General features: G+C 59.2%; 16 protein-coding genes. 12 read left to right on the forward strand and 4 right to left on the reverse strand.

What is annotated here, in order from left to right; translation table 11 throughout:
• Positions 1-49 precede the first annotated feature (49 nt).
• From HBN79_RS05770 to HBN79_RS05800, 7 genes are all read left to right on the forward strand, one after another.
• Positions 50-1,402: a pitrilysin family protein gene (locus HBN79_RS05770; RefSeq protein WP_094999796.1), complete on the forward strand. Its 1,353-nt coding sequence runs from the start codon at positions 50-52 to the stop codon at positions 1,400-1,402.
• The gene (locus tag HBN79_RS05775) at positions 1,395-2,885 is read left to right on the forward strand and encodes a pitrilysin family protein (protein WP_169916440.1); all 1,491 of its coding nucleotides are present in this window, start codon (positions 1,395-1,397) and stop codon (positions 2,883-2,885) included. Before HBN79_RS05770 ends, HBN79_RS05775 begins: the two co-directional genes overlap by 8 nt.
• Positions 2,885-3,481 carry a 16S rRNA (guanine(966)-N(2))-methyltransferase RsmD gene (gene rsmD / locus HBN79_RS05780; protein WP_094999794.1) on the forward strand — a complete coding sequence of 199 codons (597 nt, stop codon included), beginning with the start codon at positions 2,885-2,887 and terminating at the stop codon, positions 3,479-3,481. The genes HBN79_RS05775 and rsmD overlap by 1 nt, the downstream gene beginning before the upstream one ends.
• Before the next feature lie 194 nt (positions 3,482-3,675).
• A complete protein-coding gene (locus HBN79_RS05785) occupies positions 3,676-5,022 on the forward strand; it encodes a pitrilysin family protein (protein ID WP_095020483.1) in 1,347 nt (448 codons plus the stop codon).
• On the forward strand, positions 5,015-6,469 hold the full coding sequence (locus tag HBN79_RS05790; protein WP_169916441.1) for a pitrilysin family protein: 1,455 nt from the start codon (positions 5,015-5,017) through the stop codon (positions 6,467-6,469). The genes HBN79_RS05785 and HBN79_RS05790 overlap by 8 nt, the downstream gene beginning before the upstream one ends.
• A 76-nt stretch (positions 6,470-6,545) precedes the next feature.
• Entirely contained in the window at positions 6,546-7,589 is a 1,044-nt protein-coding gene (locus HBN79_RS05795) for a hydrolase (RefSeq protein ID WP_153326900.1), read from the forward strand.
• A complete protein-coding gene (locus HBN79_RS05800) occupies positions 7,589-8,425 on the forward strand; it encodes an AraC family transcriptional regulator (RefSeq protein WP_095020485.1) in 837 nt (278 codons plus the stop codon). Before HBN79_RS05795 ends, HBN79_RS05800 begins: the two co-directional genes overlap by 1 nt.
• 10 nt (positions 8,426-8,435) lie before the next feature.
• Here the strand turns inward: HBN79_RS05800 and HBN79_RS05805 are convergent, their stop codons facing one another.
• A complete protein-coding gene (locus HBN79_RS05805) occupies positions 8,436-9,290 on the reverse strand; it encodes a sulfurtransferase (protein ID WP_095017833.1) in 855 nt (284 codons plus the stop codon).
• Between the two features lie 30 nt (positions 9,291-9,320).
• Positions 9,321-9,989, reverse strand: a complete 669-nt coding sequence (locus HBN79_RS05810; RefSeq protein WP_094999788.1) for a TetR/AcrR family transcriptional regulator — start codon at positions 9,987-9,989, stop codon at positions 9,321-9,323.
• 158 nt (positions 9,990-10,147) lie between these two features.
• On the opposite strand from HBN79_RS05810, the gene HBN79_RS05815 reads away from it, so the two are divergent.
• The 3 genes from HBN79_RS05815 to HBN79_RS05825 all read left to right on the forward strand — a co-directional run bounded on the left by HBN79_RS05815 (position 10,148) and on the right by HBN79_RS05825 (position 12,583).
• The gene (locus HBN79_RS05815) at positions 10,148-11,578 is read left to right on the forward strand and encodes a coniferyl aldehyde dehydrogenase (protein ID WP_094999787.1); all 1,431 of its coding nucleotides are present in this window, start codon (positions 10,148-10,150) and stop codon (positions 11,576-11,578) included.
• A 171-nt stretch (positions 11,579-11,749) separates the two neighbouring features.
• Positions 11,750-12,232, forward strand: a complete 483-nt coding sequence (coaD, locus tag HBN79_RS05820) for a pantetheine-phosphate adenylyltransferase (RefSeq protein ID WP_004419754.1) — start codon at positions 11,750-11,752, stop codon at positions 12,230-12,232.
• Positions 12,233-12,331: 99 nt separating this feature from the next.
• Positions 12,332-12,583: a YfhL family 4Fe-4S dicluster ferredoxin gene (locus HBN79_RS05825; protein ID WP_016782613.1), complete on the forward strand. Its 252-nt coding sequence runs from the start codon at positions 12,332-12,334 to the stop codon at positions 12,581-12,583.
• Between the two features lie 129 nt (positions 12,584-12,712).
• On the opposite strand, the gene mutM is transcribed toward HBN79_RS05825, so the two are convergent.
• Entirely contained in the window at positions 12,713-13,525 is an 813-nt protein-coding gene (mutM, locus tag HBN79_RS05830; RefSeq protein WP_095026833.1) for a bifunctional DNA-formamidopyrimidine glycosylase/DNA-(apurinic or apyrimidinic site) lyase, read from the reverse strand.
• 150 nt (positions 13,526-13,675) lie between these two features.
• Here mutM and HBN79_RS05835 point away from each other — a divergent pair, with 150 nt between their 5' ends.
• Positions 13,676-14,872 carry a class I SAM-dependent rRNA methyltransferase gene (locus HBN79_RS05835; protein WP_094999786.1) on the forward strand — a complete coding sequence of 399 codons (1,197 nt, stop codon included), beginning with the start codon at positions 13,676-13,678 and terminating at the stop codon, positions 14,870-14,872.
• Positions 14,873-15,039: 167 nt separating this feature from the next.
• Here HBN79_RS05835 and HBN79_RS05840 read toward each other — a convergent pair whose 3' ends face one another.
• The gene (locus tag HBN79_RS05840; protein ID WP_169916442.1) at positions 15,040-16,731 is read right to left on the reverse strand and encodes a DUF4153 domain-containing protein; all 1,692 of its coding nucleotides are present in this window, start codon (positions 16,729-16,731) and stop codon (positions 15,040-15,042) included.
• A gap of 381 nt (positions 16,732-17,112) precedes the next feature.
• Between HBN79_RS05840 and ilvD the strand changes: the two genes are divergently transcribed.
• Positions 17,113-18,960, forward strand: a complete 1,848-nt coding sequence (gene ilvD, locus HBN79_RS05845; protein WP_094999784.1) for a dihydroxy-acid dehydratase — start codon at positions 17,113-17,115, stop codon at positions 18,958-18,960.
• The last annotated feature ends 118 nt before the right edge of the window (positions 18,961-19,078 follow it).

Below are 19,078 nucleotides of genomic sequence, written 5' to 3' on the forward strand. Positions count from 1 at the left end.
ACCCGCAGACGCTAAGGCCGAGCGGGTAGCCCAACAGGTTAAAAAACGAATGAATCTAGCCCGCCGCGCTGCTGGCCTGTTGCTCAGCACAGTTTTATTACCGCTTTCGGCCCTGGCGGCCGAACCGCAGCCCACCCACGAGTTCCGCCTGGACAACGGCCTCAAGGTCATCGTGCGCGAAGACCATCGCGCCCCGGTGGTGGTCTCCCAGGTCTGGTACAAAGTGGGTTCCAGCTACGAAACCCCTGGCAAGACCGGCCTGTCCCACGCGCTTGAGCACATGATGTTCAAGGGCAGCAACAAGGTCGGTCCCGGCGAAGCCTCGTTGATCCTGCGCGACCTTGGCGCCCAGGAAAACGCCTTCACCAGCGACGACTACACCGCCTACTACCAGGTACTGGCCCGTGACCGCCTGGGCGTGGCCTTTGAGCTTGAGGCCGACCGCATGGCCAGCCTTCGCTTGCCGCCCGAAGAATTCAAGCGCGAGATCGAAGTCATCAAGGAAGAGCGCCGCCTGCGCACCGACGACCAGCCCATGAGCAAAGCCTACGAGCTGTTCAGCGCCATGGCCTTCCCTTCCAGCGGCTACCACACCCCGACCATCGGCTGGATGGTCGACCTGGAGCGCATGAGCGTTGGCGAACTGCGCGCATGGTATGAAGAGTGGTATGCCCCCAACAACGCCACTTTGGTGGTGGTCGGTGACGTCACCCCGGATGAAGTCAAAGCCCTGGCCCAGCGTTACTTTGGCAAGGTGCAAAAACGCGAGATACCTGTCGCCAAAATCCCGCTGGAACTGCCGACCCCTGGCGAACGCCTGCTCAAGATCCACGTCCAGACCCAACTGCCAAGCTTGATGCTGGGCTTTAACGTGCCCAGCGTTGCCACGGCCAAGGACCCGATCACCGCCAATGCCCTGCGCCTGATTTCCGCGCTCCTGGACGGCGGCTACAGCGCACGCATGCCGACACAGCTGGAGCGGGGCGAAGAACTGGTCTCCGGTGCATCGTCCAGCTACAACGCCTTCACCCGTGGTGACAGCCTGTTCATGCTTTCGGCGATGCCCAACAGCCAGAAGAAAGTCACCATGGCCCAGGCCGAGGCAGGCTTGTGGCGCTTGCTCGATGACCTGAAAAAGACCCCGCCGACCACTGAAGAGCTTGAACGTGTGCGTGCCCAGGTAATTGCCGGACTGGTCTACGAGCGCGACTCGATCACCAGCCAGGCCACTTCGATCGGCCAGCTGGAAACCGTCGGCCTGTCGTGGAAGCTGATGGACTCCGAACTGGCCGACCTGCAAAAGGTCACCCCGGCCGATATCCAGCAGGCTGCCCGCACCTATTTCACTCGCGACCGTCTCAGCGTTGCCCATGTACTGCCCGAGGAGAAAACCCATGAGTGAGCGTAAAGGCCCCCGCTACGCCCTGCTTGGTCTGAGCGCCGCCATACTGGTGGGTGCACTCGGCTACTTTTTTACCAACCCGCAGCAATCGGTCGCCAGCCAGGCACTGGACCAGGCCAAGAGCGAGCACAAGCTCGAATCCCTGGCTGAGCTGGACGGCAAGGCGCCCAGCCACCGTGCGCTGAACGTGCAAACCTGGAAAACCGCCAAAGGCTCCAAAGTGCTGTTCGTCGAAGCACGGCAATTGCCGATGTTCGACCTGCGCCTGACCTTCGCCGCTGGCAGCAGCCAGGACGAAAACACCCCGGGCCTGGCCCTGCTGACCAACGCCATGCTCAACGAAGGTGTAGCGGGTAAAGATGTGGGCGCCATCGCCCAGGGCTTTGAAGGCCTGGGCGCGGACTTCGGCAATGGCGCATATCGCGACATGGCCGTGGCCTCGCTGCGCAGCCTGAGCGATGTAGATAAACGCACACCTGCGCTCAACCTGTTCGCCGAGGTGGTGGGCAAACCCACCTTCCCGGCCGACTCCCTGGCGCGGATCAAGAACCAGTTGCTCGCCAGCTTCGAGTTTCAGAAACAAAACCCCGGCAAACTGGCCAGCGACGAACTGTTCAAGCGCCTGTACGGTAACCACCCGTATGCTCATGCCAGTGATGGCAATGCCCAAAGCATCACCTCGATCACCATTGACCAGCTCAAGGCCTTCCACAACAAGGCCTACACCGCAGGCAACGCCGTGATTGCGATTGTTGGCGACCTGTCGCGTGCCGAAGCCGAAGCCATTGCAGCCCAGGTATCTGCCGCACTGCCCAAAGGCCCGGCAGTGGCCAAGACCGTGCAACCAAGCGAGCCCAAGGCTGGCCAAACCCATATCGAGTTCCCGTCCAAACAAACCCACCTGCTGCTGTCGCAGCTGGGCATTGACCGTGACGATCCCGACTATGCCGCACTGGCATTGGGCAACAGCATTCTGGGCGGTGGCGGTTTCGGTACGCGCCTGATGACCGAAGTGCGTGAAAAGCGCGGCCTGACCTACGGCGTGTACTCCGGCTTCAGCCCGATGCAGGCTCGCGGCCCGTTCATGATCAACCTGCAAACCCGCGCCGAACTGAGCGAAGGTACGCTCAAACTGGTGCAAGACATTTTGGCCGACTACCTGAAAAATGGTCCGACGCAAAAAGAACTCGACGATGCCAAGCGTGAACTGGCTGGCAGCTTCCCGCTGTCCACGGCCAGCAACGCCGCCATCGTCGGCCAACTTGGCGCAATGGGCTTTTATGATTTGCCCCTGGATTACCTGGAAACCTTCATGCAGAAGTCCCAGGACCTGACCACCGAACAGGTCAAGGACGCCATGAACAAGCACCTGAGCGCCGACAAAATGGTCGTAGTGACCGCCGGCCCGACCGTGCCGCAAAAACCACTGCCACCTCCTACCGACAAACCTTCAGAGCAACCTCTTGGGGTTCCGGAGCATTAATGGCAAAGCCAAAAAACACATCGCACTCAGGTGCTGGTCAGTTACGCATCATTGGCGGGGAATGGCGCAGCCGCAAGCTGGACTTCCCCCATGTAGAGGGCCTGCGCCCGACGCCAGATCGCGTGCGTGAAACCCTGTTCAACTGGTTGGCCCCCTATATCGGCGGCGCCAGGGTACTGGACGTTTTCGCCGGCAGCGGCGCACTGTTCCTTGAAGCCATGTCCCGCGGCGCAGCCAAGGGCGTGGCACTGGACAGCAACCGCGATGCGATCTCCAACATCCGCGAGAACATGGGCATTCTGCGCTGCACTGTCGGCGAAGTTCAGCAGACTGACGCCCTGCGTTATCTGGACACCACGCCAAGCACAACCTTTGATGTGGTATTCCTCGACCCGCCGTTCAACAAGGACCTGCTCAAACCTGCTTGTGATCTGCTCGAGCAACGCGGCTGGCTGGCTGAAGACGCCTGGGTTTACACCGAAAGCGAGTTGCGCCCGTCAGAGCTGGGCTTGCCTGCCAACTGGCGCCTGCACCGCGAGCAAAAAGCCGGCGGCGTGAACTACGCCCTGTGGCAACGCGAAGCCACTCAAGCCTGATGAACCTGTAGTCGCTGCCGCAGGCTGCGATCAAGCCCGGAGGGGTCGCTTTTTCAAAAGCGAAGGCCCTTCGGTCCTTATCGCAGCCTGCGGCAGCGGCTACAGATTTTTGCGGTACAAGGTATCTATGTACCGCCCGCCTCTCCCCTCTCAAGCCCAATCTGTTCTGACGATAAACAGTCAGGACACCCACCATGAAACACCCCCTTGCCGGGCTGGCTCTCGGCTTTATGTTGCAACCGCTGATGGCCCTGGCCAGCAGCCAACCCTCCACTCAACATTTCACCCTGGATAACGGCCTCAAGGTTATCGTTCACGAAGACCACCGTGCAGCCGTGGTTCACTCACAGCTCTGGTATCGGGTCGGCTCAAGCTATGAGCCCCCAGGCCAATCCGGGTTGTCCCACGCCCTTGAACACATGATTTTCAAAGGCAGCAGCAAACTTTGTCCGGCCGAGTCAGACCACATCTTTCAAAGCCTGGGCGCAACGGACAATGCGGCGACGCAAAATGACGCCACCATTTTCTTTCAAACCCTGCCCCCCCATGCCCTGGCAGTCGCACTTGAAGTGATGGCAGACCAGATGAGCACTGCACACCTGTCCGCTGCTCATTGGGCCGGTGAGCGCGAAGTCATCAAAAGCGAACGCAGCGAAAGCGTCGACAACGACCCCCATCAGCGCGCACTTGAACTGCCACGTCGCCTGGCATTCCTGACCAGCGCTTCCGGCAGCCCGGTCATCGGCTGGATGCACGACCTCGAACGCATGCACATCGATGAACTCAAGCACTGGTATAGAAGCTGGTATGCGCCCAATAACGCCACCCTGATCATCGTCGGCGATATCGACACCGAGCAGGTCAAGGCCCTGGCCACACGCTACTTCGGCCCGATTGCCTCACGCGAGCTACCTGTGATCAAGGCCCCGCTCGAACTGGCAGCTCCCGGTGAGCGCACCATGACTCAGTACATCGATCATCAAATCCCGAACCTGAGCATGACGTTCAACGTTCCAAGCCTGCACACCCAGACCGACCCGCGTTCAGCTCCAGCACTGGAGCTGCTCAGCGAGTTGCTCGGTGGCGGCGACAGTTCAGAACTCAAAAGCAGATTGTGGCGCGGCGAGGAATTGCTGATCAGCGTCGGCTCACATTACAGCAGCATCAGCCGCGGTGATGAGCTGTTCAGCATCGACGCCACCCTCAACCTTAAAAAGATGAAACCGCTGAGCGAGGTTCAAGAACGGATTTGGGCCGTGATCGACTCAGTGAAAAAAACACCCCCCTCCGGCAGTGACCTTGAACGCGCCCGTACGCGGATCATTGCACGGCATGTTTTCAGCCGTGATGACCTGCAAAGCCTGGCTCTGTATCTCGGTGAACTGGACATTGCGGGCTTGTCGCCAGAGGACGACGAAAAGCGCATGCAGATATTGGCGAAAATCACCCCTGAAGATATCCAGCTCGCCGCTCAAACGTTCCTGACCCACGACCGCTTGACCCTCAGCTATGTACTGCCCAAGGAGGCGCGCCATGAATAAGCCTCACGCAATCGCAGCCAGCCGCGCCTTGCGCGTCGCTACGCTGCTGTTCACCCTTGCCTGTGTCTGCGTGCAAGCCCGAGCACAAGAACCACAAGCACGACTGCAATCGCTGCTTGAGTTGAGCACTGCCGTGCCTGCCACCCGCCTGCCGACAATCAAGGCCTGGAAACTGAGCCAAAACACCAAAGTCCTGTTTGTCGAAAGCCACACCTTGCCCATGATCGATGTGCAAATCACCTTTGCCGCGGGCAGCAATCAGGATGGCGATACACCCGGCCTGGCAGCGACTGTACTGAGCCTGTTTAACGAAGGCTCGACGCTCAAGGACGCCAACGCACTGGCCAAGGGGTTTGATAGCCTGGGCGTGGATCTGGGTAACGGTATCGATAACGAGCGGAGTTTCTTCACCCTGCGCAGCTTGAGCGCCCCGCACATCCGCGAACCCGCCATGCAGTTGTTCACCGAGATGCTCGCCCAACCGGGCTTTACCGTCGAAGGCCAGCGACGGGTCAAAAACGAACTGTTCACCAAACTCAAAATAAACCACGAAGACCCACACGCTCTTGCACGGATGCAGATCTACAACGAACTCTATCCGGGGCAACCTTACACCCGCTCCGACTACGGCTCGGTCGAGAGCCTGGAGCGCATAGATGAATCACAGCTAAGGGCCTTTTACCGTCGCGCCTACACTGCTGCCAATGCACAGATCGTGATCGTCGGCGACCTGACCCTGCAACAGGCGCAGAGCCTCAGCCGCTCACTGGCCAATGCCTTGCCCGCCGGACCAGCACTCGCTGAAAAACACTCGGTGCCTGCCCCGCTGCCCCATGGCAAAACCCTGCATATCGAAGATGAAGCAACCCATACCGTGCTGATGCTGGCACAGAATGCCTTGCCCAATCAGCACCCTGACGGGGTAGCGATCCGGGCCGGGCATATTATTTTCAGCCATATCCTCAACAGGCAGTTAAGGGAGGAGCGCAGCATCACCTATGGCGTGCTATCGCAAATTCCCCATGCGCAGGGAGCAACCCCCTGGATCATCAGCCTCAATACCCCCTCGCGCTACAGCCAAAGTGCCCTGGTTCATATCAAAGCCCTGTTTGCCCAGTACCTGCAGGACGGACCCAGCGAAACCGAACTGGACGACATCAAGCAGTTCCTGATGCGGGCGCTGCCACAGCTCACGGCCAGCAACCTGGATATGCGCAACGAACTGTCCATCATCAACCGCTTTAACCAGCCCCTGGCCTTCAACTACAAGATCCAACAGATTCAAGCCTTGACCAGTGAGCAGATCAAAGCGGCGATGAACCGTCACTTCACGGCTGACGGCTGGGTCGGCGTAACCGTCGGCCCCAGTGTTGCTCAGCTGCCCCTGCCCAAGGTGATGGTGCCAGAAACGACGATGGCACAAAGTTGTATGCCTGCCATCAGATAACCCCGGCACCCGCACGCAACACTTGGGTGTCGGGCCCTGATGTGGCAATTTAGACATCCGCCGTACCTGTTACTCGATGAGAACCTCCGTGCCTTTTCCAGCCAGTCATGCTTCACCCCTCAAGCCTTTTACTCCGGCTACGGGTCTGGGCAACCCCCATGTCCAGACGCTATGGGGGCCGTTGTGGCGTACCAAGCCTGCCATTGAACATCGACGTGAACGTATCTGGCTAAAGGATGGCGATTTTCTCGATCTGGACTGGCACGGCACACCCTCAGACCATGCGCCGGTGGTACTGGTGCTGCACGGCCTGACCGGCTCGTCGGGCTCTCACTATGTACTGGGGCTGCAAACCGCCCTCGCCGCACGCGGCTGGACCAGCGCCGCACTGAACTGGCGAGGGTGCTCGGGCGAACCCAATTTACTGGCCCGCAGTTATCACTCAGGGGCCAGCGAAGACCTAGCCGAGGCAGTGGCCCATTTACGTGCCGCACATCCGCTGGCCCCCTTGTATGCCGTAGGCTATTCGCTGGGGGGCAATGTGCTGCTCAAGTATCTGGGCGAAAGCGGCAGCGACAGCGGGTTGCACGGCGCTGTCGCGGTATCGGTGCCGTTCCGGCTTGACCAGTGTGCCGACCGGATCGGTATGGGATTTTCCAGGGTCTATCAAGCTCACTTCATGCGCGAGATGCTGGCTTACGTCAAAGACAAAAAACATCGATTCCAGCTCGATGCCCAACACGAAGGTCTGGCCAGCCTGACCAGGCTTGGCTCGGTCGAAGCCCTGAGCAAAATGCGCACCTTCTGGGAGTTCGATGACCGCGTAACGGCACCTCTTAACGGCTATCTGAATGTCGATGACTACTACCGTCGCGCCTCCAGCCGATACTTCCTCGGCGCCATCCACACGCCGACGCTGATTATCCAGGCCATGGACGATCCGTTCGTGTTCAAGCACAGCATCCCCGACACCAGCGAGCTGTCAGCCTGCACGCAACTGGAGTTGCACACCAGGGGCGGGCATGTCGGATTTCTGGAGGGCTCCCCAAGAAAACCGGGCTATTACCTTGAACGAAGAATTCCGCAATGGCTGGCCGCACTGCGGCTTGAATCTGCGTAATGGACGTAGAACAGGGTGAGTCGATCCGTTTCTGGCAAACACCCCCCCTGACGGGTGTCGAACTGCTGACGGCACGTTATATCGAACATCGCTTTGTGCCCCATGTGCATGATGGTTTTGTGATCGGCATGATCCTCGAAGGCGCCCAGCGCTATCGCTATCGCGGCGCCGAGCATCTGGCTGCCACCGGTACGCTGGTGCTGATCAACCCGGACGAAGTCCATAACGGTCACAAAGGTCATGATGCGGGCTGGCGTTACCGGGCTTTTTACCCGGACAACGTGCAAATTCAGCAGTTGCTGGAAGAACTGGAACTGCCCGCCACCCACTTGCCGACCTTCAATGACACATTGCTGTACGACTGCGACCTGTTTCGCGGGTTATTCCAGCTACATCAATTGCTCGAAGGGCCGGAGACTGCGCTGCAGCAGCAAACCGCATGGCGTCAGATGATGCTTGCCCTGCTCAACCGCCATGCCCGCCTGCCACTACCAGCCAAGCCCGGGGTCGAACACCGCGCTGTAAGCCGTGCCAAGGAAGTACTGCAAGCCCGGCTGGCAGAGCCACCATCACTGGAAGAACTCGCCGCCGCAGTCAATCTGTCGCCATTCCACTTTGCCCGCGTATTTCAGCGCGCCACCGGCATGCCACCGCACACCTGGTTGATGCAACAGCGTATCGCCCATGCCAGAGCCTTGCTGCAACAAGGCTGTTTGCCACTCCAGGTGGCGACGCAACTGGGCTTTGCCGACCAGAGCCACCTGAACCGGCAATTCAAGAAAGTCTATGGTGTTGGCCCCGGTGCATACCGGTTGGCCAGTGTCGGCACCCCTTAAGCCAACTGGCTCAATCGCCAGTAGCAATGCCCCGCGCAGGATCATTGATCCACTCGCTCCACGAACCCGCATAAAGCTTGCCTAGCGGATAACCCGCCAAGCCCAATGCAAAAAGGTTGTGACACGCCGTCACCCCGGAGCCGCAATAGGCAACCAGCTCCTCGGGAGAGCGGCCGGCAAGTTTTTCGGCAAAGCGCTGCTTGAGCTGCGCCGCAGGCAAAAAGCGCCCCGTAGGATCCAGGTTTTCGCTGAAGGCGGCACATTGCGCGCCCGGAATATGCCCGGCGATCGGGTCAATCGGCTCGACCTCACCTCGAAAACGCGGCTGGGCACGGGCATCGATCAGGGTCAGTCCCGGCTTGGTCAGGCGCTTTTGCAATTGTTCGGCGCTCAGCAGCATATGGCTGTCGGGTTTGCCTTCGAAAGTGCCACGCAAGGTCGGTGACGCATCCAGGCTCAGCGGGAAGCCCGCGGCATGCCAGGCCTTGAGACCACCATCAAGGATAAATACACCCTCGCGCTTGCCCAGCCAGGTCAGCAACCACCATGCCCGGGCCGCAAAAGCACCCGGGCCGTCGTCATACAACACCACATCGCTGTCGGCATTGATGCCCCAGGCCTGCAGACGCTCAACCAGAGTACGTGGATCGGGCAATGGATGACGACCGGTCACACCTTTGATTACAGGCCCGCTCAGGTCGCGTTCGAGGTCGGCAAATTGCGCGCCGGCAATATGCCCCTCGGCATAACTGCAACGGCCGTAGTCCGGGTCTTCGAGGGCAAAGCGGCAATCCAGGATAACCAGGCCGGGCTGCGCCTGACGTTCATTCAGGGCATGAGGGCTGATCAGTTGCGCAACGGGCATAGTGAACTCCTGTGAGGGGGTGAAATGCAGTTATTGAACGTACAACGCGTGTTCCAGAGGGACGTAGTATTCCTTGATCAACTCATCGATGGCTTCACGTGCCTGGTCGGTAACAAAACCTGATTCCAGCACCAGCAGTTGGTACACACCGCGCTTGATGGCCTGCTCGCTGAGCTGGTCACTGTTTTCACGGGTGGCGCATAAAAAACCTACCCAGGAGGTGAGAATAATCCATGCATTCAGGCTCAGGGATTCAATTTGCCGGGGGCTCATGCACAAGATTTCGGCCTCGACAAAGCCAGCGTATATGGCCTGGGCCTGTGTGAGGCAGTGCTGGGAAAAACGTCGATAGCGGATGGCCAGTTCCGTGTCGCTGTGCAATAAATGCTCGATATCTCGATACAAAAAACGGTAGCGCCACATGGCATCCAGCAGTTGCTGCAGGTAGTGGTGCTTGTCGGCAACGGTTGGCAAACGCCCTTGGGGTGGGTGCAAAAAGCTCAATACCAGCGCTTCGTACTCGCTGAACAAGACCGCGATAATCGCCTGCTTGTTGGGGAAGTGGTAGTACAGATTACCGGGCGAAATTTCCATATGGGCCGCAATGTGATTAGTGCTCACACTGCGTTCGCCCAACTGGTTGAAAAGCTCCAGGCTGCTGTTGGCGATGCGCTGACTGGTTTTTAGTCGTATGGCCATGGGCTTGCGCTTAAATTAAAAACGAAAGGCATCTTACGGCCTAACCTTGAATCGATAAACAACACGGGGCAGGCCTTCAATTGACAGGTTAGAGCACAAGCTCTAAAAACATAGTGCTCTTCTACGATAAATACCGATAAAAACCGCCTGGAGCCATCATGCCTGTCGACAGCACTCACACTCACGACGCCCCGGTTCAACCGGACGCTCTCCAGTCCCTGCTCGACAAGCAGCGCCAGGCCTATGCCGCTCATCCATTCCCGCCACTTGCGCAGCGCCAGCAATGGCTCAAAAGCCTGCGCCAGCTGTTGAGCCGCGAGCGCGAGGTGCTGATCGATGCCATCAGCCAGGATTTCAGCCATCGCAGCCCGGACGAGACCCTGTTTGCCGAATTGATGCCGTGCTTGCACAGCATTGATTATGCCCTCAAACACCTTAAGCGCTGGATGAAACCTTCCTCACGCAGCGTAGGCATGATGTTCGCGCCCGCCAGTGCCAAAGTGATGTATCAGCCGCTGGGGGTTGTGGGAATTATTGTGCCGTGGAACTACCCGCTGTATCTGGCCATCGGCCCGTTGGTTGGCGCATTGGCTGCCGGCAACCGGGTCATGCTCAAGCTCAGCGAGTTCACCCCGGTCACCGGGCACTGGCTCAAGGATTTGCTGGGGCGGATCTTCCCCGAAGACATGGTTGCGGTGGTACTGGGCGAGGCAGATGTGGCGGTGGCGTTCTCCGGGCTGGCGTTCGATCACTTGCTGTTCACCGGTTCCACCCATGTGGGCAAACGGGTGATGCGTGCGGCTTCTGAAAACCTGACCCCCGTAACACTGGAGCTGGGTGGTAAATCTCCCGCTATCGTGTCGGCCGATGTACCGCTCAAAGACGCTGCCCAGCGCATCGCCTGGGGCAAAACACTCAACGCCGGGCAAACCTGTATCGCTCCGGATTATGTGCTGGTACCCCAGGATCGGGTAGACGGCTTCGTCGATGCCTACCGCCAGGCCGTTCACAGCTTTTATCCGACCCTCATCGACAACCCGGACTACACCGCAATTATCAATGACCGGCAGCTGGCGCGCCTTGAACGGCTGCAAACCGACGCCACCCTCAAGGGCGCACGGTTGATCCCGCTGTATGAACAGGGCCAGGGGCGGCGCATGCCCCATACGCTGGTGCTGGATGTAAACGACGAGATGCACGTCATGCAGGACGAAATCTTCGGCCCTCTACTACCCGTTGTGCCCTACTCCAATCTGGATCAGGCAATGGCCTACATCAACCGTAGACCCCGCCCTCTGGCACTGTATTACTTCGGCTACAACAAAGCCGAGCAACAGAGGGTTATCCACACCACTCACTCGGGCGGGGTCAGCATCAACGAAACGTTGTTGCATGTGGCTATCGACGACCTGCCTTTTGGCGGCGTCGGGCATTCAGGCATGGGGCATTACCACGGCCACGAAGGTTTCCTGACCTTCAGCAAAGCCAAGGGCGTGCTGTGCAAGCAGCGCCTGAACAGCTCGCCGATGATCTATCCGCCTTATGACCGGCAACTGGTACGCATGATCCAGAAGCTGTTTATCCGCTAACGGGCTTTATCGAAAAACTGGCGAGCCTACTGGGCCAACGCCTGAAAAAATCATGAAAAAGCAGTAAATTCGTCGCGTCTATAGTGCTTTCTTCTGCGAATGGCGACTTGGCCGACCGGGAATGCTGCGATACCATCCGACTCCCCAACGGATTCCCGCCAGGACGACGCGATGAACCGAGTGTTGTACCCAGGTACATTCGACCCTATTACCAAGGGCCATGGCGATCTGGTCGAACGCGCTTCGCGCCTGTTTGACCACGTGATCATTGCTGTCGCTGCCAGCACCAAGAAAAACCCGCTATTCCCTCTGGAACAGCGGGTGGAGCTGGCTCGTGAAGTCACCAAACACCTGCCCAATGTTGAGGTGGTCGGTTTCTCGACGCTGCTCGCGCACTTTGCCAAAGAACAGAATGCCAATGTGTTCCTGCGTGGCCTGCGTGCCGTGTCGGACTTCGAATACGAGTTCCAGCTGGCGAACATGAATCGCCAACTGGCCCCCGATGTCGAGAGCCTGTTCCTCACGCCGTCAGAACGTTATTCGTTTATATCCTCGACGTTGGTGCGCGAAATCGCAGCATTAGGCGGTGATATCAACAAATTCGTACACCCGGCCGTGGCTGATGCCCTGACCGAGCGTTTTCGCAAGAAATAACCACTGAAGCGGCGTCCGCGTGCACTGCGGGCGCCAATGCGGCACAATTGCCGCATTCGATTTCAGTTGCCCGGGCCGAGCGCCCCGGCCGGAGTACCCATGTCCCTGATCATCACCGACGATTGCATTAACTGCGACGTCTGCGAACCCGAGTGTCCGAACGCCGCCATTTCCCAGGGTGAAGAGATCTACGTGATCGACCCCAACCTGTGCACCCAGTGCGTTGGCCATTACGATGAGCCGCAATGCCAGCAGGTGTGCCCGGTTGACTGCATCCCGCTGGATGAAGCCCACCCGGAAACCGAAGAACAGCTGATGGAAAAGTACCGGGCAATTACCGGGAAGGCCTGATTCATCGTCTATGCGATGTATGTGGGAGCGGGCTGCTCGCGATAGATTCACTGCGATCGACCCGTTCGATCGAGGTGGTTGCATCGCGAGCAAGCCGGCTCCCACAAGAGTTCAGCGCAGGACTGGTGGCTACGTCTGGCAACGCGGGCAAAACACGCTCGCACGCTGGCCCAGTTTGACGTCACGCAGTTCCGTGCCGCAAACCTTGCACGGTTCATAACCACGCCCGTATACAAACAGCTCCTGCTGAAAATAACCGGGCTGGCCATCGCCACCAATAAAGTCGCGCAATGTGGTGCCGCCCCGCTCGATAGCGGCCGCCAGAATCCGCTTGATCTCAATCGCCAGCTTCAAATAGCGTGCCCGGGAAATACTCCCGGCGGCGCGACGCGGGTCAATACCTGCGGCAAACAGCGCTTCGGTCGCATAAATATTACCCACGCCCACCACCACCGCGTTGTCCATGATGAACGGCTTGACCGCCATCGAACGCTTGCGCGACAGCTGAAACAGCCGCTCACCATCAAACAGGTCGGTCAGCGGCTCCGGCCCCAGGCGCACCAGCAGCTCATGGTTCAGCGGGTCAAGGCTCCAGAGCATCGCCCCGAACCGGCGCGGGTCGGTATAACGCAGGGCCAGCCCGGACTCCAGCTCGATATCCACATGCTCATGCCTGGCCGCAGGTAACCCGGCCTCCACCAGCCGCAGGTTGCCCGACATGCCCAAGTGGCTGATCAGTGTCCCAACCTCGGCATTGATCAGCAAATACTTGGCCCGGCGCTCGACCAGCACAATACGCTGCCCCGACAACCGCACATCGAGATCCTCAGGGATCGGCCAGCGCAAACGACGCTCGCGCACAATCACCCGACTGACCCGCTGCCCTTCAAGGTGCGGGGCGATGCCGCGGCGGGTGGTTTCGACTTCAGGTAATTCAGGCATGGGGGCTCCGCACTCTGGAATAGCTGGCGATTCTAGCGGAAATTTCAGCGCCACTGACCCCGTGATCCGACGCAATGCGGTGAATCAGCCAAGCCTCAGGGTTGCGTCTAAGGCTATAATCGCGCCCTTTTCAATACCCGGAGCGACGTCATGTCCCTGCCAAGCCTGCGCCTTAAAGCCAATGCCGATCGACGCCTGCGCGCCGGCCACCTGTGGGTCTACAGCAACGAAATCGATGTAGCTGCCACACCACTGAACGGTTTTAAGGCCGGCGACCAAGCGGTACTCGAAACCGCCGGCGGCAAGCCGCTGGGTATCGTTGCCATGAGCCCCAACAACCTGATCTGTGCACGCCTGCTGTCGCGCGACATCAAGCTGCCACTGGACAAGTCGCTGCTGGTACACCGCCTGAACGTGGCCCTGTCCCTGCGTGAGCGTCTGTTCGACAAGCCTTACTACCGCCTGGTCTACGGCGACTCCGATTTGTTGCCGGGCCTGGTGGTTGACCGTTTCGGCGACATTCTGGTGGTTCAACTGGCCTCGGCCACAATGGAACACCACAAAGAAGACGTGATCGCAGCCCTGGTGCAAGTCATCAAGCCAAGCGGCATCCTGTTCAAGAACGACTCGGCTGCCCGTGATGCCGAAGGCCTTGAACGCTACGTTGAAACCGTCTTCGGCCTGGTACCGGAGTGGGTTGCCCTGGAAGAAAACGGCGTGAAGTTCGAAGCACCGGTGATCGCCGGGCAAAAAACCGGCTGGTTCTATGACCACCGCATGAACCGTGCGCGTCTGGCCCCGTACGTCAAAGGTAAACGCGTACTGGATCTGTACAGCTACATCGGCGGCTGGGGTATTCAAGCCGGTGCGTTTGGCGCCAGCGAAGTGTTCTGCGTTGACGCCTCGTCCTTCGCCCTTGACGGCGTTGAGCGCAACGCTGCGCTGAACGGCTTTGCCGAGAAAGTCACCTGCATGGAAGGCGACGTGTTTGAAGCTCTCAAGGAGCTTAAAGCCAACGAAGAGCGTTTCGACGTGATCGTGGCCGACCCACCGGCGTTCATCAAACGCAAAAAAGACCTGAAAAATGGCGAAGGCGCTTACCGCCGCCTGAACGAGCAAGCCATGCGCCTGCTCAACAAGGACGGCATTCTGGTCAGCGCATCGTGCTCGATGCACCTGCCCGAAGACGACCTGCAAAACATCCTGCTGACCAGCGCCCGCCATCTGGACCGCAACATGCAGCTGCTGGAGCGCGGCGGCCAGGGCCCGGACCACCCGGTGCACCCGGCCATCCCGGAAACACGCTACATCAAGAGCATCACCTGCCGTTTGCTGCCTAACAGCTAAGACGCACATCACCTCGTAGTAGCTGCCGAAGGAACGAGGCTGCGTTCGATTGCGAAGCAATCGTAAAACCTGAACTCCCGGTCTGTTAGTTAAACCGCGGGCTCAGGTTTTACGACGGCTGCGCCGCCGAACGCAGCCTTCGTTCCTCGGCAGCTGCTACGGGGGGCTCAAGGCTTGCGAAGCTTCTCCAGCTTCGGCGTCAGCTCAACCTCGCCAATCTGCAACGATTGATAAGTCGGCTTCACCACCTTCACATTGCCCTGGCGGATCTTCTCGATCAGCTCCAGCGCACTCTCATCCCCCAGGTAAGTCCCGGCTCGCCGCCATTTGCCCTGAGCATCACGCTTGAAGAAGTGCAACGGTTCGGACCACTTGTTCTTGGGTAATTGCAGGACCTCCGGCTGCCCGTCCTGATCCAGATCCACGGCCCACAGGGCGCAACCTGGCGCCAGGCACAACTGCCCGTCAAACCCCTTGTCTTCAAACTGCTCACTGCCCTCGACCTTGGGCCCGATCCATTCCAGCAACCGCTCCGACCCTCTGGGGCCATTGCCCGAACCTGCTTCCTTGAGGCGTTTCAGCAAGACTTGCCGCTGCGGCCCGGTCAGTACCAGCCCTTGCTCGACTTGCACCAACAACGCGTCATACGCCTGCTTGCCCTGAGGCCCCAGACGATTGCGCAAGGTATCTGCATCAAAGGTATCCACCGCAGTCTTGCCGCTGAGCAAGCGCTGCACCTGATTGTTCGCACTCAACTTGAGCGGGCTGAACCACGGCGTATGCAACCCCAGCAGCACCACCACGCACAGCAGCGCAATTAGCGGATTGCTGGCGCGCAAGCTGCCCAGCCAGACGGCCCTTGAAGCAAACACGGCCCAAACCGCCGCCAGGCTGTGAACAAAAATAACCAGCACCAGCACGATGGCGAGGATCCGTGACGGGGTCAGGCCGTACTGCTCGATACGCAGCCAGGTCGAATACCCTGCCAACACCACCAGCACCGGTAAACACAGCAGGCACAGGTCGATCACCCGCACCAGCCAGACCGGGTACCCGCTGCCCTGGGTGCCATCCTGAAACACGCCATTGAGCAAAAACAAACTGACCGCCACCAGCCACAGCATGATCGGCGTCGAATAACCGGTATCCCAGATCGGCTCCAGCCCGGTAAAGGGCAAAGCGAAGGTGAACACAATGACAATCAACGCACTCAACGGCAGCAAAAAGCGGCATAGCGCCAGCAGAATCCCGCGCAGCAGCCCGATCACCCGGTCCTTTTCACGCCCCATATGAACGCCCAGGGCAAACACCATCGCCGAACTGACATACATAAACCCGTCAGTTGAGAACAGCTTGTTGAGCGCCACGATGCCGAGCATCTTGAACAGCCCGCCCCACAACAGCAGCAATGCCCAGAACACGCCATTCAACAGCAACCCCAGAAGCACGATAAACACCGTGTCCCAAGCATGGCGAAACAGGTCCTGGTAGCGTGGGTAGCGCTCTTCACGGATCGGCCAGCTCAGAATAAAAACCGTACACACATAGGTAACGACTACGGCAAAGAAGGTCCAGCTGCCCACCAGCCAGCTGCCTGAGCGCCAATACTCATCGCCGTCCCAAAATACCCAGACACTGATTGACGTCATGACTGCCGTGAGTCCGAGCACCCGCCATACCGTGCCACGCTGGCGGATATTCTCATCCAGCAGCAACAGGTTGATGCCACCCACCAGCACTGCCGTCATCAGGCCATAACGGACTCCCGGCTCGCCTATGGCGGTGCTCAGCCACAGCAACAGCCCTTGCACCAGGCCGATGACCAGATACGTTTTGACAGATCGCTCAAGCGTCAGCATTTGGAACCCTCACTACAAAACCAATCGCACACTATTACTTGATTGCCGTTAAATGGTCGTGCCACTTATTAAAAATAGTTCTTTCCCACACAAAAGCAGGCCCGGCCTTACTAGAGCTGATTGCCTCATGCAGTATCCCAAGTCGCTCATTTGTACCCTGGCGCAACCCTCGGGCCCATTCCCTCCCGCCGCCAGCCGTGTAGAATCGACGCATTCATCGCCAATCATCCCCGGCGGGTTTATGAGCTCAAGCCCAGACGCGCGGCGATCCCGCAGCGTTTACGGCAACTCGCGGATACGTGGTCATTTTCTGTGTGATCCGCCTGTCATTAGAAGCTCACTTCCCTGTTTGTTACCTGATTAGCCGCCCGGAGTTGCTCCATGCCTGACTATCGTTCGAAAACCTCCACCCATGGCCGCAACATGGCCGGTGCCCGCGCTTTGTGGCGCGCCACGGGGATGAAAGATGCCGACTTTAAAAAGCCGATCATCGCCATTGCCAACTCCTTCACCCAGTTCGTACCCGGCCACGTCCACCTCAAGGACATGGGCCAGCTGGTAGCCCGCGAGATCGAGCGCGCAGGCGGCGTTGCCAAAGAATTCAACACCATTGCCGTCGACGACGGCATCGCCATGGGCCATGACGGCATGCTGTACTCGCTGCCTAGCCGCGAGATCATCGCCGACTCCGTGGAATACATGGTCAACGCCCACTGCGCCGACGCCATTGTGTGCATCTCCAACTGCGACAAGATCACCCCTGGCATGCTGATGGCCTCCTTGCGCCTCAACATCCCGGTGATTTTCGTTTCCGGCGGGCCGATGGAAGCAGGCAAGACCAAGCTCGCCAGCCACGGTCTGGATCTGGTAGACGCCATGGTGATCGCCGCCGACTCCAGCGCTTCTGACGAGAAAGTTGCCGAGTACGAGCGCAGCGCTTGCCCGACGTGCGGTTCGTGCTCCGGCATGTTCACTGCCAACTCTATGAACTGCCTGACCGAAGCCCTGGGTCTGGCCTTGCCGGGCAACGGCTCGGCACTGGCTACCCACAGCGACCGCGAACAATTGTTCCTGCAAGCCGGACGCACCATCGTTGATCTGTGCCGCCAGTACTACGTCGAGAACGACGAGTCGGTGTTGCCGCGCAATATCGCCAACTTCAAGGCGTTCGAAAACGCCATGACGCTGGACATCGCCATGGGCGGTTCGACCAACACCATCCTGCACTTGCTGGCTGCGGCCCAAGAAGCCGAAATCGACTTCGACCTTAAAGACATCGACCGCCTTTCACGTCATGTGCCGCAGCTGTGCAAAGTGGCGCCGAACATTCAGAAGTACCATATGGAAGACGTTCACCGCGCCGGTGGTATTTTTTCCATCCTTGGCTCGTTGGCCCGCGGCGGCCTGCTGCACACCGATTTGCCGACCGTACACAGCAAGACCATGGCCGAAGGCATCGCCAAATGGGACATCACCCAGACTGACGACGAAGCCGTGCACACGTTCTTCCGTGCAGGCCCGGCCGGTATTCCGACGCAGACTGCATTCAGCCAGTCGACCCGCTGGGACACCCTCGACGACGACCGTGAAAACGGCTGCATCCGCAGTGTCGAGCATGCCTACTCGCAAGAAGGCGGCCTGGCCGTGCTGTACGGCAACATCGCTCTGGATGGTTGCGTGGTTAAAACCGCGGGCGTCGACGAGTCGATCCACGTGTTCGAAGGCAACGCCAAGATCTTTGAAAGCCAGGACAGCGCCGTGCGCGGCATTCTGGCGGACGAAGTACAGGCCGGCGACATCGTGATCATCCGTTACGAAGGCCCTAAAGGCGGCCCGGGCATGCAAGAGATGCTCTACCCGACGTCGTACCTGAAATCCAAAGGCCTGGGCAAAGCCTGTGCGCTGCTCACCGACGGTCGTTTCTCGGGCGGTACTTCGGGCCTGTCCATCGGTCATGCTTCACCGGAAGCAGCCGCTGGTGGCGCGATTGGCCTGGTGCAGGACGGCGACAAAGTGCTGATCGACATCCCGAACCGTTCGATCAACCTGTTGATCAGCGACGAAGAGATGGCAGCCCGTCGTGCCGAGCAAGACAAGAAAGGCTGGAAGCCGGTGGAAGTGCGTCCGCGCAAAGTCACCACGGCCCTCAAGGCCTATGCGTTGCTGGCCACCAGCGCCGACAAGGGCGCGGTGCGTGATAAAGCGCTGTTGGACAAATTGGTGCCATAAGCCAATACGTTGAACAAAAATCCCGGCCATGTGCCGGGATTTTTGGTTCATACACCAACTCTGTAGCAGTTGCCGTAGGAACGAGGCTGCGTTCGGCGGCAAAGCCGTCGTGAAATCA

The sequence above is a fragment of the Pseudomonas sp. WS 5051 genome (assembly GCF_012985715.1).
Taxonomy (GTDB): Bacteria; Pseudomonadota; Gammaproteobacteria; order Pseudomonadales; family Pseudomonadaceae; genus Aquipseudomonas; species Aquipseudomonas bubulae.

Coding starts and splice junctions, on each gene's coding strand:
- HBN79_RS05770 (WP_094999796.1), top strand. CDS start 50: ATGAATCTAGCCCGCCGCGCTGCTGGCCTGTTGCTCAGCACAGTTTTA.
- HBN79_RS05775 (WP_169916440.1), top strand. CDS start 1,395: ATGAGTGAGCGTAAAGGCCCCCGCTACGCCCTGCTTGGTCTGAGCGCC.
- rsmD (WP_094999794.1), top strand. CDS start 2,885: ATGGCAAAGCCAAAAAACACATCGCACTCAGGTGCTGGTCAGTTACGC.
- HBN79_RS05785 (WP_095020483.1), top strand. CDS start 3,676: ATGAAACACCCCCTTGCCGGGCTGGCTCTCGGCTTTATGTTGCAACCG.
- HBN79_RS05790 (WP_169916441.1), top strand. CDS start 5,015: ATGAATAAGCCTCACGCAATCGCAGCCAGCCGCGCCTTGCGCGTCGCT.
- HBN79_RS05795 (WP_153326900.1), top strand. CDS start 6,546: ATGAGAACCTCCGTGCCTTTTCCAGCCAGTCATGCTTCACCCCTCAAG.
- HBN79_RS05800 (WP_095020485.1), top strand. CDS start 7,589: ATGGACGTAGAACAGGGTGAGTCGATCCGTTTCTGGCAAACACCCCCC.
- HBN79_RS05805 (WP_095017833.1), bottom strand. CDS start 9,290: ATGCCCGTTGCGCAACTGATCAGCCCTCATGCCCTGAATGAACGTCAG.
- HBN79_RS05810 (WP_094999788.1), bottom strand. CDS start 9,989: ATGGCCATACGACTAAAAACCAGTCAGCGCATCGCCAACAGCAGCCTG.
- HBN79_RS05815 (WP_094999787.1), top strand. CDS start 10,148: ATGCCTGTCGACAGCACTCACACTCACGACGCCCCGGTTCAACCGGAC.
- coaD (WP_004419754.1), top strand. CDS start 11,750: ATGAACCGAGTGTTGTACCCAGGTACATTCGACCCTATTACCAAGGGC.
- HBN79_RS05825 (WP_016782613.1), top strand. CDS start 12,332: ATGTCCCTGATCATCACCGACGATTGCATTAACTGCGACGTCTGCGAA.
- mutM (WP_095026833.1), bottom strand. CDS start 13,525: ATGCCTGAATTACCTGAAGTCGAAACCACCCGCCGCGGCATCGCCCCG.
- HBN79_RS05835 (WP_094999786.1), top strand. CDS start 13,676: ATGTCCCTGCCAAGCCTGCGCCTTAAAGCCAATGCCGATCGACGCCTG.
- HBN79_RS05840 (WP_169916442.1), bottom strand. CDS start 16,731: ATGCTGACGCTTGAGCGATCTGTCAAAACGTATCTGGTCATCGGCCTG.
- ilvD (WP_094999784.1), top strand. CDS start 17,113: ATGCCTGACTATCGTTCGAAAACCTCCACCCATGGCCGCAACATGGCC.